This window comes from Pseudomonas sp. LBUM1673 (assembly GCF_059695645.1).
The window spans coordinates 1372143-1386788 of the sequence record NZ_CP166780.1 but is presented as its reverse complement, the minus strand read 5'-3'; the positions used below and the strand labels follow the sequence as shown (position 1 = coordinate 1386788).

Below are 14646 nucleotides of genomic sequence, written 5' to 3'. Positions count from 1 at the left end.
CCCAGCCTGAGTATCGACCATGAACCCTTTATCTTCCGGGCTCCCGCCCCGCTCCGGGCTGGGGCTCAAGACCGAGCACTTTCGTGAAGTGCTCGGTGCACAACCGGACATCGGTTTCTTCGAAGTCCACGCCGAAAACTACATGGTGGACGGTGGCCCGTTTCATCATTACCTGGGGTTGATCCGCGAGCAGTATCCGCTTTCGTTGCACGGTGTTGGCCTGTCCATCGGTGCCGAAGGTCCGCTGGATCTTCAGCACCTGCGAAGGCTTGCCGCGCTGATCGAACGTTATCAACCCCAGTCCTTTTCCGAACACCTGGCCTGGTCCAGCCATGGCCCGGTGTTTCTCAATGACCTGCTGCCCCTGGCCTACGATGCGCCGACGCTGAATCGCGTCTGCGAGCACATCGATCAGGTGCAAACCATCCTTAAACGCCCGATGCTGCTGGAAAACCCGGCGACATATCTGGCGTTCCAGCGCTCGACAATCGATGAAGCGGATTTCATCAACGAAGTCATTCGCCGCACCGGCTGCGGACTGCTGCTGGACGTCAACAACGTCTACGTCTCCTGCATCAATCACCAACGAGATCCGCTGGCCTACATCGACGCGCTACCGCTGCAGGCGGTGGGAGAGATTCATCTGGCCGGGTTTGCCGAAGACACCGACAGCCTCGGCGACCGTCTGCTGATCGACGATCACGGCGCCCCCATCGATAACGCGGTGTGGGCGCTGTACAGGCGGGTGCTGGAACGAGTCGGCCCGATCGCCACGTTGATCGAGCGCGACAACCAGTTACCGGCCTTCAGCGTGCTGCACGCCGAAGCCCGTCAGGCCGATGAACTGCTGCGTTGCGCCGGGGGCCTGTCATGAGCAGCCAAGCCGCTTTTGCCGCCGCCCTGCTCGATAGGCGACGGCCCTGCCCCGAGGGCTTGTTCAGCGCCAATGGTGCCGATCCCACCAGCCGTTTCGCGGTGTATCGAAACAATGTGCAGAGCTCGCTGATCAACGCCTTGGCCGACAGTTACCCGGTGATTTCGCAGTTAGTGGGCGATGAGTTCTTTCGGGCGATGGCGGGGCTGTATGTACAGAGTTGCCCGCCTCAAAGCCCACTCATCAACGACTACGGCCAGGACTTCGCCGAGTTCATCGACAGCTTTGAACCGGCAGCCAGCGTGCCTTATCTGGCCGACGTGGCGCGGCTGGAGCGGTTGCGCGTTCAAGCCTATCACGCCGCCGATGCCCAGCCCCTGAGCCATGAGCAGATCGCCGCCGTGCTGTCGGCCCCGCAAGCGCTGAGCGAGTTGACGGTTGGTTTTCATCCCTCCCTGAATCTGCTGACTTCAGCTTTTGCCGTGGTCGCGATCTGGGCGGCCCATCAACAGGACGCAACGCTGGCCGGGATCAACCTCGACCACGGGCAACACGCGCTGGTGTTGCGCAATGGTCTGGAGGTTGAGGTCTTTGCCATCGACCACGGCGCCAGCACCTTCATTCAGAACCTGCGAAACGGCCAATCCCTGACCCAAGCGTTAGAGACAGCGCCCGCCTTCGACCTCAGCCAAACCCTGGCGCTGCTCATCAGCCACAACGTCATTACCCATTTACACCACAAGGTATCGCCATGAACCTCCATCGCAACCCCATCGCCCGCGCCATCACGCTGCTGGAAAAAATCCCCCACAGCCTGATCGCCTTTATCGCGCGTTTTTCCATTGCCGCGGTGTTCTGGAAGTCCGGGCAGACCAAGGTGGAAGGCCTGGCCATCGACTTGATCGACGGCACGTTTCAACTCGGCGTACCAAGGCTGGCGGACTCGACCATCCCGTTGTTCCAGAGCGAATATCACCTGCCATTGCTCTCCCCGGAACTGGCGGCGCACCTAGCGGCCTTCGCCGAGCATTTCTTTGCGCTCCTGATCCTGATCGGCTTCGCCACACGTTTTTCGGCGTTGGCACTGCTGGGCATGACCCTGACCATTCAGCTGTTCGTGTACCCCGATGCTTATCCGACCCACGGCACCTGGGCGGCGGTGTTGCTGTACTTGATGGCGACCGGGCCGGGCAAGTTGTCGATCGATCATCTGATCGCCCGACGTTACGCCCGCTGATGCCGACCTCGGACTTCCAGACGATAAAGAACCAATGTGGGAGCGGGCTTGCTCGCGAAAGCAGTGGGTCAGGCACCATCAATGTTGAATGTCAGATTGCATTCGCGAGCAAGCCCGCTCCCACAGGGTTTGTGTGGTGGAACCCACGCTAAAGCCGATCCAATGCCTCACCACTGCGTTTGAACCAACCCATCAAATAATCCGCCAACACTTGGGTACGCTTCGGCAAACCGCCCTGATACGGGTGCACCAGGTACATCGGCATGCTGCGGGTCTGATAATCGCGCAGGAGCCAACGCAAACGCCCGTCGGCCAATTCCTCCTGCAGCAGGTAGGACGGCAAACGCGCAATACCAGCGCTCGCCAAGGCAGCTTTTTTCAGCAGGTTGTAATGGTTGCTGGCGAACGGCCCCGACACTCGCACCCGCAGTAACTCGTGCTGTTGGTGATAGAGCCATTCTTCGCGACCGCTGTAATGGCTGTTGAGCAAACAGCGGTGTTCGGCCAGTGCCGCAGGCGTCAGCGGTTCACCGAATCGCTCAAGGTACGCAGGGCTGGCGCAGGTCATCTCGTGCCAGGCCAGCAGCGGTCGGGCGACCAGGCGTTCGTCGTTGGCCACTTCCGAGCGGATCGCCAGATCGAACCCGTCCCGGGACAGGTCGCGGTAGTGGTTGTTGAGCTCCAGTTCGATCTGCACCTCGGGGTACTGTCGGGAAAACTCCAACAGTGCACCGTCAAAGAAGGTTTCCCCCAGTGAAACCGGAACCGTCATCCGCACCGGGCCGGCCATGTCGTCTTTCAACCGCGCCAAGGCCTGACGCGCTCGCTCGACTTGAATCACCAGTGCCTGGGCTTGCGGCAACAGCGCCGCACCCGCCGCTGTCAAGCTCAAGCGGCGGGTGGTGCGTTGCAGCAATACCACGGAAAATCGCGTTTCCAGCAGGCTGATGCGCTTGGAGAGTTGCCCTTTGCTGCAACCCAGTTGCTGGGCGGCCAGGGTGAAACTGCCCGCCTCGATCAACACCGAGAACGCCGCCAGGTCGTCCATTTCGCTCATCGGATTGTTTCCATTTGAAAACCAAAGGTTGCCTATTAGTACGTTTATCAACAGAAAAAACCACCCTAGACTGCAACCTCGTTCAACCACTTCAAGGAACAGTACGATGAAAATTCTTTTGATAGGCGCAGGCGGCACCATCGGTTCGGCGGTCGACAAGGAGCTGTCCCAGCGTCACGAAATCATCCGCATCGGCCGTAACAGCGGCGACTTTCATGTAGATATCAGCGATAGCGCCTCGATTCGTAAACTGTTCGAACAGACCGGCAAGTTCGATGCACTGGTCTGCGCTGCCGGCAACGTCACCTTTGCGCCGCTGGATGAAATGACCGAAGAAAGCTTTGCGCTGGGCCTGAAAGACAAGCTGATGGGCCAGGTCAACCTGCTGCTGATCGGCCGTGAATTCGCCAATGACGGCGCCTCGTTCACCCTCACTACCGGCGTGCTCAGCCACGACCCGATTCGCAGTGGCGCCTCGGCTGCATTGGTCAACGGTGCGCTGGACAGTTTCGTTCGTGCGGCGGCCATCGAACTGCCTCGCGGCCTGCGGGTGAACTCGATCAGCCCGACCGTCCTGCTTGAAGCCATGGGCAGTTACGCGCCGTATTTCCGTGGTTACAAGCCAGTTCCCGCAACAGATGTGGCGCTGGCCTACGCCAAAAGCGTGGAAGGCTTGCAAACTGGCCAGACCTACCGCGTCGGCTAAACGATCAAAAGATCGCAGGCTTCGCCAGTTCCTACGGAAGGCGAGGACATTGCAGGGTTGTGATGAACGGTCAGGCTGAGTAACGTGGCGGCACTTGTCTGGAGACTCAAAGATGCGTGTTGCCCGTTCCTTAGTGCTTGTTGCCCTGCTTCCGCTGTTCGCCGCCTGCCAGTTGCTTGATGGCCCGCGCGAAAGCGCCTCTCATGTGGGCCAGACCCGCATGCAGGGCCAGTTGACGGCGGCCGACGGCAAGTTGCTGTTCCAGCCGTGCAATGAGCAGCGCAGTTACGTGGTCAACGACACCGGCGGCACCAGCGTCCTGCAAGAAGCGGCGACCCTGGCCGACGACCAGGGCAAGCTGTTCGCCGACGTGCGCGGCCGGCTCACTGCCACAGGGGCCGGCAACCAGCTCGATCTGGCGCAGCTGTACCGCGTCGAGCGCTCGGGCACGGCGTGCGACGATCCCAATTTCAAACTGCTGATCTTGCGCGCCGCCGGCCATGGCCCTGAATGGAACGTCAAGGTCAGTGGCAAGGGCATGGTCATCGACCGCGCCGACCAGCCGCCCCTGGCCCTGCCATATGTTGAAGAGCAACTGGGCGATGGCCGCTTCAACCTCAGCACTGAAGCCAATAATCAGCGCATTGAACTCTGGGTCGCGCCGCAACGTTGCGTCGACAGCAGCACCGGCAGCGTGCAGCACATGAGCGCCGAACTGCGCATCAATGGCCAGGTGCAACGCGGCTGCGGGTATTTCGGCGGATCGCGTAACGACTGATCGTTTTAGCCTCACGGGAATCATTCTTTGGGGCTTATAATCGCGGGCTTCAAACGCCTTGGCGCAGTTGTGCGCCCCGCGAACCGGATCCCGTCATGTTACGAATTACCGAACTCAAGTTGCCGATCGACCATCCCGAAGAAGACCTGCGCCCTGCCATCGTGCAGCGCCTGGGCATCGCCAGTGATGACCTGCTCGATTTCACCTTGTTCAAGCGCAGCTACGATGCGCGCAAAAAGTCCTCCGAACTGTGCTTCATCTACACCATTGACCTCAACGTTCGCGATGAGGCGTCGGTGCTGCACAAATTCGCCGATGACCGTAACGTCAACGCGGCGCCGGATGTCAGCTACAAAGTGGTCGGCCAGGCGCCGGCCGACCTGAGCCAGCGCCCGATCGTGGTCGGGTTCGGCCCGTGCGGGATCTTCGCCGGATTGCTGCTGGCACAAATGGGCTTCAAGCCGATCATCCTCGAGCGCGGCACTGAAGTGCGTCAGCGCACCAAGGACACCTGGGGCCTGTGGCGCAAAAGTGTGCTCAACCCCGAGTCCAACGTGCAGTTCGGCGAAGGCGGCGCGGGGACATTCTCTGACGGCAAGCTCTACAGCCAGATCAAGGACCCGAAGTTCATCGGGCGCAAAGTCTTGCACGAGTTCGTCAAGGCCGGCGCTCCGGAAGAAATCCTCTACGTCAGCAAACCGCACATCGGGACGTTCCGCCTGACTGGCGTGGTGGAAAACATGCGCGAGCAGATTCGCGCTTTGGGCGGCGAAGTGCGTTTCCAGCAGCGCGTCACTGATGTGTTGATCGAAGACGGCCAACTGGTCGGCGTCGAGCTCAATGGCGGCGAACAGATCCATTCGAAACACGTGATTCTGGCCCTCGGCCACAGCGCCCGGGACACCTTCCGCATGCTGCACGGCCGTGGCGTGTTCATGGAAGCCAAGCCGTTTTCGGTGGGTTTCCGCATCGAGCATCCGCAGTCGCTGATCGACCGCGCACGCCTGGGCAAATACGCCGGCCACCCGAAACTCGGCGCTGCCGATTACAAACTGGTGCACCACGCCAAGAACGGTCGTTCGGTCTACAGCTTCTGCATGTGCCCGGGCGGCACCGTGGTGGCGGCAACGTCCGAACCGAACCGCGTGGTCACCAACGGCATGAGCCAATACTCGCGTAACGAGCGCAACGCCAACTCCGGGATCGTTGTAGGAATTACCCCGGAAGTCGATTACCCGGGCGGCCCGCTGGCCGGCATCGAGCTGCAGGAACGCCTGGAATCCCATGCCTTTGTGCTGGGCGGCAGCAATTACGAAGCGCCGGCGCAACTGGTCGGCGACTTCATTGCAGGCAAGCCGTCGACCGAGTTGGGCAGCGTCGAGCCGTCCTACAAACCGGGCGTTGCCTTGGGTGATTTGGCCCTGGCTTTGCCGGCGTTCGCCATCGAAGCCATTCGCGAAGCCTTGCCGGCGTTCGAGAAACAGATTCGTGGCTACTCGCTGCACGATGCGGTGTTGACCGGGATCGAGACACGCACGTCATCGCCGCTGCGGATTACCCGTAACGAGTCGATGCAAAGCCTGAACGTGAAGGGTTTGTTCCCAGCTGGTGAAGGCGCGGGTTATGCGGGCGGGATTCTGTCGGCGGGCGTCGACGGGATTCGCATCGCAGAAGCGGTTGCCCGAGACATCCTCGGCCTCGAGGCCTAAGGAAACGATCACAGGCCCTCGTAGGAGCGAGGCTTGCCCGCGAAGAAATTGACGCGGTCTTTCTGAAAGACCGCATTATCGTTCTTCGCGGGCAAGCCTCGCTCCTACAGGGGGCGGTTTCTGGTGTCAGATGTTTGCGCGCAGCACGCTGGCCGGCAGCGGCTCGCCGCGCTCGACGCTGGCCGCAACAGCATCCATCAACCCACTCAACTCATACCCCTGGGCCTTGAGCCAGGTCTGATCGTAATAGGTGGTCGCATAGCGCTCGCCGCCGTCGCACAGAATCGCCACGATCGACCCCGACTCCCCCGCCGCCGCCATCTGCTGGGCTGCCATCAAGGCGCCTATCAGGTTGGTCCCGCTCGATCCGCCAACCCGTCGCCCCAAACGCCGCGCCAGGTAATGCATGGCCGCCAGCGACAACGCGTCCGGCACTTTGACCATCGCATCGATGACCTTGGGCAGGAACGACGCCTCCACCCGCGGCCGACCAATGCCTTCAATCCGTGACCCGCAATCCAGGCGCAGGCTGGCATCGCCGGTCTGGTAGTAATCGAAGAACACCGAACGCTCGGCATCGGCGCACAGTACGCGGGTGCAATGCTGGCGATAGCGCACGTAGCGGCCCAGCGTCGCGGTGGTGCCGCCGGTGCCGGGGCTGGAAATCAGCCAGCTCGGTTCCGGATGCTGCTCGAAGCGCATCTGCTGGAAGATCGATTCGGCGATGTTGTTGTTCGCCCGCCAGTCGGTGGCGCGTTCGGCGTAGGTGAACTGGTCGATGAAGTGCCCGTCGTGTTCGCGAGCCAGGCGTTCGGACTCGGCGTAGATCTGCGTCGGATCATCCACCAGATGGCTCTTGCCACCGTAGAAAGCTATTTGCGCGATCTTCTCTTTGGAGGTGGTCGCCGGCATCACCGCAATGAACGGCAACCCCAGCAAGCGGGCGAAGTACGCCTCGGAAATAGCCGTCGAACCGCTGGAGGCCTCGATCACCGGCGCACCGGGTTTGAGCCAGCCGTTACACAGGGCGTAGAGGAACAACGAGCGGGCCAGCCGATGTTTCAGGCTGCCGGTGGGATGGCTCGACTCATCCTTGAAGTACAACTCGATGCCCGGTAACCCCGGCAGCGGCAAGGGGATCAGGTGGGTATCGGCGCTGCGCTGGAAGTCGGCTTCGATGATCCGGATGGCTTCGCGGGCCCACTGTCGGTTGTCACTCATGATGGTTTTCTCGTTGAATCAGGCAAAGAGTCGGCCTTGTCGCAAGGCTCAGCCCACAAGCTTAGGAAAGAACCTACATCATGCACAGATACAGCTGAGGTCCAATACGTCCGGCAACTGCTAGGCTCAGGCCTTTGCTGACTGCCCACGTTGTTACGACATATAACAAAAAAGAATATAACTTTTGTTTTAACAACTAACGGTACGGGTTAGGGTGTGCCACCTTTTGAATTCATCGATGGAGAGCGACCTTGCCTCTGCGTAGCACGTTCACGCGTTTCTTTCAGTTGGAAGCTGCCAGCGGTCTGTTATTGATTGTCGCGGCTGTCCTCGCCCTGATCATCAACAATTCATCGCTGTCATGGCTCTATAGCGGCCTGCTGGACACCCCCGTGGTGGCTCAGATCGGCGCGCTGAAAATCGCCAAGCCGCTGTTGCTGTGGATCAACGACGGCCTGATGGCCCTGTTCTTCCTGTTGATCGGCCTGGAAGTGAAGCGCGAAGTCCTCGACGGCCAGCTGTCGAAACCGTCGCAGATCGTCCTGCCCGGCGCGGCGGCGATTGGCGGCATGGTAGTGCCGGCGCTGCTCTACTGGTTCCTCAACCGCGACAACCCGTCCGCCCTGAGTGGCTGGGCCATCCCGACGGCCACCGACATTGCCTTCGCCCTCGGCGTGCTGGCCTTGCTGGGCAAACGGGTGCCGGTGTCGCTGAAACTGTTCCTCATGACCCTGGCAATCATCGACGACCTGGGCGCAATCATCATCATCGCGATCTTCTATTCCGGCGCGCTGTCGACCCTCTCTCTGGCGCTGGCCGCGGCCTGCATTGCGGCCTTGATCGGGATGAACCGACTCGGCGTGGTGAAGCTTGGGCCGTACATGATCATCGGGTTGATCCTCTGGGTCTGTGTGCTCAAAAGCGGCGTACACGCCACGCTGGCCGGTGTGACCCTGGCCTTCTGCATTCCACTGCGCACGAAAAACGCCGAGCCTTCGCCGCTGCTGACCCTGGAACATGCCCTGCACCCGTGGGTGGCCTATGGCATCCTGCCGCTGTTCGCCTTTGCCAACGCCGGCCTGTCCCTGAGCGGCGTGACCGTCGAAAGCTTCACCCACCACGTGCCGATGGGCATCGCCGTCGGCCTGCTGCTGGGCAAGACCATCGGTGTTTTCGGCCTGACCTGGCTGGCGGTAAAAATCGGCATTGCCGCCCTGCCCCAAGGCGCCAACTGGGGCCAGGTGCTGGGTGTGGCAATCCTCTGCGGCATCGGTTTCACCATGAGCCTGTTCGTCGGCTCCCTGGCCTTCGTGCCGGGCACCAGTGAATACGCCGGGATGGATCGGATGGGGATTTTGACCGGCTCGATACTGGCGGCCTTGATCGGTTATGCAGTGACGGCGGCGGCGAGTCGCAAGAGCACTGGACTGCCATCCTGAGCGATAGAGAACACTCTTAGCAACATTGAGGATTCGTCCTACAGCCACGATTAGCCCCGTTCGTTAACGTCGCGCAGCCCCTCTTCCGGGGTTGCCGATGAACGAGCGAAAGGACAATCAGTGGCTGGCAACAAGGACATCCCCCGGGTGCAAAACCCACCGTCAGGCGACGGGCATCACGTCACTCACCGCTACATGACGGCCACCGAACTGGCCGAGCGGAACGCCAGGCAAAAAGCCTATGACGCCATGCTGGCGAGGCAGCAGGCCTTTGAAGATGGCCTGCAAGTCGCTGCGAGAAAGGACAACGTTGTCCGAGCGGGATGCGTGTTCGCCAAGTCCTGCAAACTGCCTGACGCCATCATCGATTACTCGAACCCCTCAGGCATGGTGCCCACCGACAGCCTGAAGGATTACGGCGAACTGATCCTGCTCGGTGCCCGCGAGGCCGATGAAAGCGGTGGCATCCCGCTCAAGAAAATCAGCGGAACCGCCATTCCGGCGGGTTTCGGCAGCTTCGCCCTGAGTGGCTCAGCGTTCGCCACATTACCCGCCGTCGCAGCCAGTACCGCTGCGGCCACGCTGGCAGGCCTGGTGGCCCTGGTCATGCCGTCGAGCCTTGGCGACAGCTCGCTCTACACCGAAGACCAACTGCGCGCTCTCAAACAGGCCCGCACTCGTGTGCGCCTGCGAGTCGAGCAACAGGGCGACGGCACGCTCAAGGGATACGGTTTCTACACCGGCAGAAACCGTGACTGGGAAATGGTCGATGTCGTGCAATTCAGCTTGCGCGGCAGTCAGCAGGTGGCTGATCTCGGGGATGGCGTTGAGCTGATCTGGACACCGGCCGAGGACGGTTCAAATATCCTCGGCATCCCCGCTTTGGAAGCCGCACCGCAAGCGCCGCACATCTGGGTGTATCCGCCGACGAAGGCGGCTGACAGCATTATCGTGAACCCGGTTTATCCGCCTGAGTACAAGGATTTCATTCTTGTGTTTCCGGCGGATTCGGGGGTGTTGCCGGTTTATATTGTGGTGAGTATTGCGGACCACAAATATCATCCGGCGCCAAAGGGGCTTACCGCTTTTCCTGATGCCACACCGGCAAAACAGAAGACACGGGTCAAAGGTAGAGGCACCCGAATGCGCTGGAGAACTGCTGAAGGGCGAATTCTAGAATGGGATTATCAGCATGGAGCAGTAGAAATGTACGACAAACGAGGTCGCCATCTTGGTGAGTTTGATGCTGAAACAGGTAATCAAAACAAGCCGGCAGATCCGAAAAGAAGGATAGAACCGTGAACCACGTAATTTATGCTTTTGATAAAGAAACAGAAGCGCTGGTATTCGAAGTGCCCGTCCCCGCAGACAGCATTGAACAGCTGAGGGAGATAATGAGTTGGACTGAAGCTGAAGAAGAGATCTATGGCTATGACCTTGACTCCCAGCAGATAACAAAACTGGAAACGTTAGTCGGTCGATCATTCTACGATCCACAATACGATTTTCAGCTCGGTTGCTATGCAAGCAAGTAAACACTCTGGTTCAACCCCACAGCCAAAAACAAAACCCCGACCAGTCACCTGATCGGGGTTTTCTTTCATCCTGCATTCCCGCTTAGTGCGAAACGCGGCTGGTCCCACCCACAGAGGAAATCCGCACCCGCTCACCCACACGGAACACTTCGTTTGGCTGAACTTCCTGCACGTAGGCGCGCATGCTGCCATCGTCTTCGCGCACGGTAATTTCAACACCTTGCGTACGGGTCAGGCCCTCTTCGGCAGCCGAACCCACCAGGCCACCGGCGACGGCGCCGATGACCGCTGCGACGATGCTGCCGCGACCGCCGCCGATGGCGCTGCCGCCCACACCGCCCACGACTGCACCGGCGGCGCCGCCGATCGGGGTTTTGGTGCCTTCGATTTTCACCGGACGCAGGGATTCAATGGTGCCCATGCGAATCGTCTGCACTCGACGCGCTTCGTCACGGGAGTAGGAGTCACCGGTCAGGCTGGATTGGCAGCCAGTGAGCAACATCGCCATCGTGGAAAAGGAAGCAACCAGCAGAACAGACTTACGCATAGCATCAAACTCCAAAGGACAGGTATTCATTAAACTCCGCAGCTTGACGCCTGTCACGGCACCGCCCGGATAAAACTGGTTTCATTCAGGCCCGGTACAGGCGCTTTCTCGAACTCACCACACAGTAGCGTCAAATGACGAAACCTGCGCCGCTGACCCAAGGATTTTCATGGATTACTTCATCATTGTCGTCACGACCGTCGCCGGCTTGTACTTCCATGGGTGGCTGTACGTGCGGATCAAACGCTGGATGGACCGCGATCTGGCGTTGTCACTGGCGGGTAAAGACGAACAGAAAAGAGCCTTCATGCTCCAGCAACTGGCGAACGCTCAAGCGCAGAAGATCAAGCGTCGGGACCTGCCTCAGTGGCTTGAGGCCGCTGCGGCAGGTTACTCCAATCAGTAGACTGTTTACGGCGCCAGGCGTTCACGAACCCAGTCAGCGCCCTGCAAGCGGTAGTTGAGGCGATCGTGCAGACGGCTCGGACGGCCCTGCCAGAATTCGATGCGCTCGGGTAACAAGCGATAACCGCCCCAGTGCTCGGGGCAGTGAGGCTGGGTATCGCTGAAGCGTTGCTCAGTGTTTTTGAGCAGCGCTTCCAGTTCGCCGCGATCGGCGATCACCCGGCTCTGGGGCGATGCCCAGGCACCGAGACGGCTGCCCAGAGGACGAACCTGATAATAGGCGTCGGACTCTTCAGGTGTGACCTTCACCACCCGCCCTTCGATGCGCACCTGACGCTCCAGGGCTGGCCAGAAGAACGTCATGGCCGCAAATGGATTGAGTGCCATTTGCTGCCCCTTGTCGCTTTCGTAGTTGGTGAAGAAGGTGAAGCCCTGCTCGTCCAGGCCCTTGAGCAACAGAATGCGGCAATGCGGCCGACCGTCCTGATCGACAGTGGCCAACGTCATGGCATTCGCCTCCACCGGCACCTGCTCGGTTTTCACCGCGTCGGCAAACCACTGATGGAACAGTGCGAACGGCTCGGCCGGGGCTTGCGCCTCGGTCAAGCCGTCACGGGTGTAGTCGCGACGCATATCAGCCAAGGCCTTGGTCATGGCGCATTCCTTTTGGTTAACGAATTACTTCTTTGTGTCATCGGCGGCGGTGGTGCTCTTGGAATCGACAGCGGCTTTGGCCGGCGCCGTCTTCTTCGCTGGGGTCGCGGTTTTAGCCGGTGCTTTTTTGGCTGGAGCCTTGGCGGCCGCTTTCTTGGTCGGTGCTTTTTTCGCAGCTGCTTTTTTGGTGGCTGGCGCAGGAGTGACAGGCTTGGCCACCGGCTTGACGTCTTGCGCGACGACCTTGGACACCGGCGCCGGAGCCGGCATGTTGTACTTGCTCAACAACGCGACCATGGTGTTTGCCGGCGTCACCAACAGCTCGACGCGACGGTTCAAGGCACGACCTTCAGCACTGTCGTTGGCGGCACGCGGAGCATCACCACCCATACCGCGCAGCATCAGACGATCGCGCCCCAGACCGCTGAGACGGAAGATCGCCGCCACCGCTTGGGCGCGCTCCTGACTCATTTTCACGTTGGCCGGTGCGGAACCCGACGTATCACTGTGACCGAGCACCAACACGGCAGTCTTTGGATCGACTTCGAGGATTTTCGCGACACGAGTGAACGGGCCGAGGGTCACCGGCAGCAGCATGGCCGGACGGTCAGGGTTGAATGAGCCTTCTACCGGCGCAGTGACGACCAGCACGTTTTCACGGCGCTCGAGTTTCAGGTTGCTGTCCTTGATCGCCTCGCGCAGGCGCGGTTCGTAATCGTCGAGCCAGGCCTGAGTGACTTTCGGGTCGGGCATCGGCACGGCTTTGGCGGTGCTCTGCTCCTTGCCGCCGAACGGCCACCACCACTTGCCACCGGCCTCGGCTTCAGCAGCCTTAGCCACGGCAGCCGGTTTGGCTTCTGGCTTAACTTCTGGCTTAACTTCCGGCTTCACGTCCGGCTTGGCGACCTTGTCGGCGCCATCATCGGAACCGAACGGCCAGTACCAAGGGGATGCACTTTCAGCCTTGGCGACGGGTGCTGTTGCAGCAGGTTTCAGCGGGGCCGGAGCTGGGTCTTTAGCCGCGACCTTGTCGGAAGAACCGAACGGCCACCAGCTGCTGCCGCCTGCAGCGTCATTTTGTGGGGTTTGTGCGCAACCGGTGATAGCGAAGCACAGGGCCAGGGCGAGGGTTTTATTGGACGACATGGGATTTCCACAAAATGAAGTAATGAACAATCAGACCGGGTTGCCCCGGATAAACAGACGGTTTGAAACCACAAAGGCTTTCGGGTTCCGGCCCTGGCCCCCTTGAGCGTGATTTACAGACAAGTGGCCAGTACTCGCACAAGCTTTTGAGCTCGTGGATCCATCAAAACGTACGGCCCCAGGGTATTTGTCACAAAGCCGAAGGCCACATCGTGTTCTGGGTCAGCAAAACCGATGGAACCGCCGGCACCCGGGTGACCGAACGCCCGTGGGCCGAGGCCGTAGGTGGCGTTGGGGACGTCCGGTTGATCGAGCATGCAACCCAGGCCGAAGCGGGTCCGGGTCAATAAAGTCTTGTCTTCGCCAATGCTGTGTTCGCGGGTCAGCTCGTCGAGCATTTCGCTTTCCAGCAAGCTGCCGTCGAGCAGACCGGCGTAGAAACCGGCCAGGCTGCGGGCATTGCCGTGACCATTGGCGGCCGGCTGCTGCATGCGTCGCCATTCCGGTTTGTTGGTACTGGTCAGGATCGACGGCGGGTTGGTGAAGGCCCGGGTGGTCATGGCCGTCGGTTCGCGCATGGTCACTTGCAGCAAGCGCTGGGCCGCGGCATCGCCGAGGTTGCCTTTGCCACGGGCAATGTGCGCCACACGATGGAACTCTTTGTCGGCTAGGCCGACGTGGAAGTCCAGCCCCAAAGGCTTCGCGACCCGCGCCACGATGGATTCGCCCGGCCCACGACTGTCAGCGCGACGCAGCAATTCACCGACCAGCCAACCATAGGTGATCGCCGCATAACCGTGACCTTCACCCGGCGTCCACCATGGTGCTTCGGCGGCCAGGGCATCGACCATGGTCTGCCAGTCGTAAAGCGATTCGGCGGGCAACAACTCGCGCAGGGCCGGCAGACCGGCCTGATGGCAGAGTAACTGGCGCAGGGTCACGGATTCTTTGTCGGCTGCAGCAAACTCGGGCCAGTAGCGGGCGACAGGGGCATCCAGTTGCAGCTTGCCTTCGGCCACCAATTGCAGCGCCGTCACGGCGGTGAAGGTCTTGGTGCAGGAAAACAGGTTGGCAATGGTGTCGCTGTGCCAGGCCTCAAGGCCGTCCTTATCGCTGGTTCCGCCCCAGAGGTCGAGGACGGTTTCACCGCCGATCCGGATGCACAACGCCGCGCCACGCTCCTGAGGATCGTCGAACAGCGCCGCAAACGCTTCGCGCACCGCTTCGAACTTAAGCTCGTAATGACCCTGAATCTGCACCCGCAACTCTCCCGGATAAACGCTCTACAAAGTGGCCAGCATTGTTCCAGCCCTTGAGGGTTTTGGGAACAGGGTCGGG

At 60.5% G+C, this 14646-nt stretch carries 16 protein-coding genes; 10 read left to right on the top strand and 6 right to left on the bottom strand.

Translation table 11 applies throughout. The features are described from left to right. Window positions 1-19: 19 nt before the first annotated feature. From bufB to ACA044_RS06200, 3 genes are read left to right on the top strand one after another with little or no spacing between them, the layout of a single operon-like run. Complete coding sequence (bufB, locus tag ACA044_RS06210; RefSeq protein WP_497445587.1) at window positions 20-874, top strand: MNIO family bufferin maturase; 855 nt, start codon at window positions 20-22, stop codon at window positions 872-874. Then, a complete protein-coding gene (locus ACA044_RS06205; protein ID WP_497445586.1) occupies window positions 871-1629 on the top strand; it encodes an HvfC/BufC N-terminal domain-containing protein in 759 nt (252 codons plus the stop codon). The genes bufB and ACA044_RS06205 overlap by 4 nt, the downstream gene beginning before the upstream one ends. After that, window positions 1626-2111, top strand: coding sequence for a DoxX family protein (locus tag ACA044_RS06200; RefSeq protein WP_497445585.1), 486 nt, complete (start codon window positions 1626-1628; stop codon window positions 2109-2111). Before ACA044_RS06205 ends, ACA044_RS06200 begins: the two co-directional genes overlap by 4 nt. 148 nt (window positions 2112-2259) lie before the next feature. On the opposite strand, the gene ACA044_RS06195 is transcribed toward ACA044_RS06200, so the two are convergent. Then, window positions 2260-3168, bottom strand: a complete 909-nt coding sequence (locus ACA044_RS06195) for a LysR family transcriptional regulator (RefSeq protein WP_497445584.1) — start codon at window positions 3166-3168, stop codon at window positions 2260-2262. Window positions 3169-3274: 106 nt separating this feature from the next. Here ACA044_RS06195 and ACA044_RS06190 point away from each other — a divergent pair, with 106 nt between their 5' ends. The 3 genes from ACA044_RS06190 to ACA044_RS06180 all read left to right on the top strand — a co-directional run bounded on the left by ACA044_RS06190 (window position 3275) and on the right by ACA044_RS06180 (window position 6361). Next, window positions 3275-3874, top strand: a complete 600-nt coding sequence (locus ACA044_RS06190) for a short chain dehydrogenase (protein ID WP_497445583.1) — start codon at window positions 3275-3277, stop codon at window positions 3872-3874. 112 nt (window positions 3875-3986) lie between these two features. Then, window positions 3987-4652: a COG3650 family protein gene (locus tag ACA044_RS06185; protein ID WP_497445582.1), complete on the top strand. Its 666-nt coding sequence runs from the start codon at window positions 3987-3989 to the stop codon at window positions 4650-4652. Between the two features lie 95 nt (window positions 4653-4747). Further along, on the top strand, window positions 4748-6361 hold the full coding sequence (locus ACA044_RS06180) for an NAD(P)/FAD-dependent oxidoreductase (protein WP_497445581.1): 1614 nt from the start codon (window positions 4748-4750) through the stop codon (window positions 6359-6361). A gap of 126 nt (window positions 6362-6487) precedes the next feature. On the opposite strand, the gene ACA044_RS06175 is transcribed toward ACA044_RS06180, so the two are convergent. Then, the gene (locus ACA044_RS06175; protein WP_497447172.1) at window positions 6488-7585 is read right to left on the bottom strand and encodes a PLP-dependent cysteine synthase family protein; all 1098 of its coding nucleotides are present in this window, start codon (window positions 7583-7585) and stop codon (window positions 6488-6490) included. Between the two features lie 248 nt (window positions 7586-7833). Here ACA044_RS06175 and nhaA point away from each other — a divergent pair, with 248 nt between their 5' ends. The 3 genes from nhaA to ACA044_RS06160 all read left to right on the top strand — a co-directional run bounded on the left by nhaA (window position 7834) and on the right by ACA044_RS06160 (window position 10556). Beyond that, window positions 7834-9021 (top strand): Na+/H+ antiporter NhaA, encoded by a 1188-nt coding sequence (nhaA, locus tag ACA044_RS06170; RefSeq protein ID WP_497445580.1) that lies wholly within the window; start codon window positions 7834-7836, stop codon window positions 9019-9021. Window positions 9022-9141: 120 nt separating this feature from the next. Continuing rightward, window positions 9142-10323 carry an S-type pyocin domain-containing protein gene (locus ACA044_RS06165; protein ID WP_497445579.1) on the top strand — a complete coding sequence of 394 codons (1182 nt, stop codon included), beginning with the start codon at window positions 9142-9144 and terminating at the stop codon, window positions 10321-10323. Continuing rightward, window positions 10320-10556, top strand: coding sequence for a DUF7683 domain-containing protein (locus ACA044_RS06160; RefSeq protein WP_497445578.1), 237 nt, complete (start codon window positions 10320-10322; stop codon window positions 10554-10556). Before ACA044_RS06165 ends, ACA044_RS06160 begins: the two co-directional genes overlap by 4 nt. 82 nt (window positions 10557-10638) lie before the next feature. Here the strand turns inward: ACA044_RS06160 and ACA044_RS06155 are convergent, their stop codons facing one another. Further along, window positions 10639-11103: an outer membrane lipoprotein gene (locus tag ACA044_RS06155; RefSeq protein WP_497445577.1), complete on the bottom strand. Its 465-nt coding sequence runs from the start codon at window positions 11101-11103 to the stop codon at window positions 10639-10641. Between the two features lie 169 nt (window positions 11104-11272). Between ACA044_RS06155 and ACA044_RS06150 the strand changes: the two genes are divergently transcribed. Continuing rightward, window positions 11273-11509: a hypothetical protein gene (locus tag ACA044_RS06150; RefSeq protein WP_497445576.1), complete on the top strand. Its 237-nt coding sequence runs from the start codon at window positions 11273-11275 to the stop codon at window positions 11507-11509. Between the two features lie 5 nt (window positions 11510-11514). Here ACA044_RS06150 and pdxH read toward each other — a convergent pair whose 3' ends face one another. The 3 genes from pdxH to ACA044_RS06135 all read right to left on the bottom strand — a co-directional run bounded on the left by pdxH (window position 11515) and on the right by ACA044_RS06135 (window position 14567). Beyond that, window positions 11515-12162 carry a pyridoxamine 5'-phosphate oxidase gene (gene pdxH, locus ACA044_RS06145; protein ID WP_497445575.1) on the bottom strand — a complete coding sequence of 216 codons (648 nt, stop codon included), beginning with the start codon at window positions 12160-12162 and terminating at the stop codon, window positions 11515-11517. A 24-nt stretch (window positions 12163-12186) separates the two neighbouring features. Further along, complete coding sequence (locus ACA044_RS06140; RefSeq protein ID WP_497445574.1) at window positions 12187-13308, bottom strand: OmpA family protein; 1122 nt, start codon at window positions 13306-13308, stop codon at window positions 12187-12189. A gap of 113 nt (window positions 13309-13421) precedes the next feature. Then, on the bottom strand, window positions 13422-14567 hold the full coding sequence (locus ACA044_RS06135; RefSeq protein ID WP_497445573.1) for a serine hydrolase domain-containing protein: 1146 nt from the start codon (window positions 14565-14567) through the stop codon (window positions 13422-13424). Window positions 14568-14646 lie beyond the last annotated feature (79 nt).

Excerpts from the sequence above, each read along its gene's own strand:
- bufB (WP_497445587.1), top strand. The coding sequence starts at position 20 with ATGAACCCTTTATCTTCCGGGCTCCCGCCCCGCTCCGGGCTGGGGCTC.
- ACA044_RS06205 (WP_497445586.1), top strand. The coding sequence starts at position 871 with ATGAGCAGCCAAGCCGCTTTTGCCGCCGCCCTGCTCGATAGGCGACGG.
- ACA044_RS06200 (WP_497445585.1), top strand. The coding sequence starts at position 1,626 with ATGAACCTCCATCGCAACCCCATCGCCCGCGCCATCACGCTGCTGGAA.
- ACA044_RS06195 (WP_497445584.1), bottom strand. The coding sequence starts at position 3,168 with ATGAGCGAAATGGACGACCTGGCGGCGTTCTCGGTGTTGATCGAGGCG.
- ACA044_RS06190 (WP_497445583.1), top strand. The coding sequence starts at position 3,275 with ATGAAAATTCTTTTGATAGGCGCAGGCGGCACCATCGGTTCGGCGGTC.
- ACA044_RS06185 (WP_497445582.1), top strand. The coding sequence starts at position 3,987 with ATGCGTGTTGCCCGTTCCTTAGTGCTTGTTGCCCTGCTTCCGCTGTTC.
- ACA044_RS06180 (WP_497445581.1), top strand. The coding sequence starts at position 4,748 with ATGTTACGAATTACCGAACTCAAGTTGCCGATCGACCATCCCGAAGAA.
- ACA044_RS06155 (WP_497445577.1), bottom strand. The coding sequence starts at position 11,103 with ATGCGTAAGTCTGTTCTGCTGGTTGCTTCCTTTTCCACGATGGCGATG.
- ACA044_RS06150 (WP_497445576.1), top strand. The coding sequence starts at position 11,273 with ATGGATTACTTCATCATTGTCGTCACGACCGTCGCCGGCTTGTACTTC.
- pdxH (WP_497445575.1), bottom strand. The coding sequence starts at position 12,162 with ATGACCAAGGCCTTGGCTGATATGCGTCGCGACTACACCCGTGACGGC.
- ACA044_RS06140 (WP_497445574.1), bottom strand. The coding sequence starts at position 13,308 with ATGTCGTCCAATAAAACCCTCGCCCTGGCCCTGTGCTTCGCTATCACC.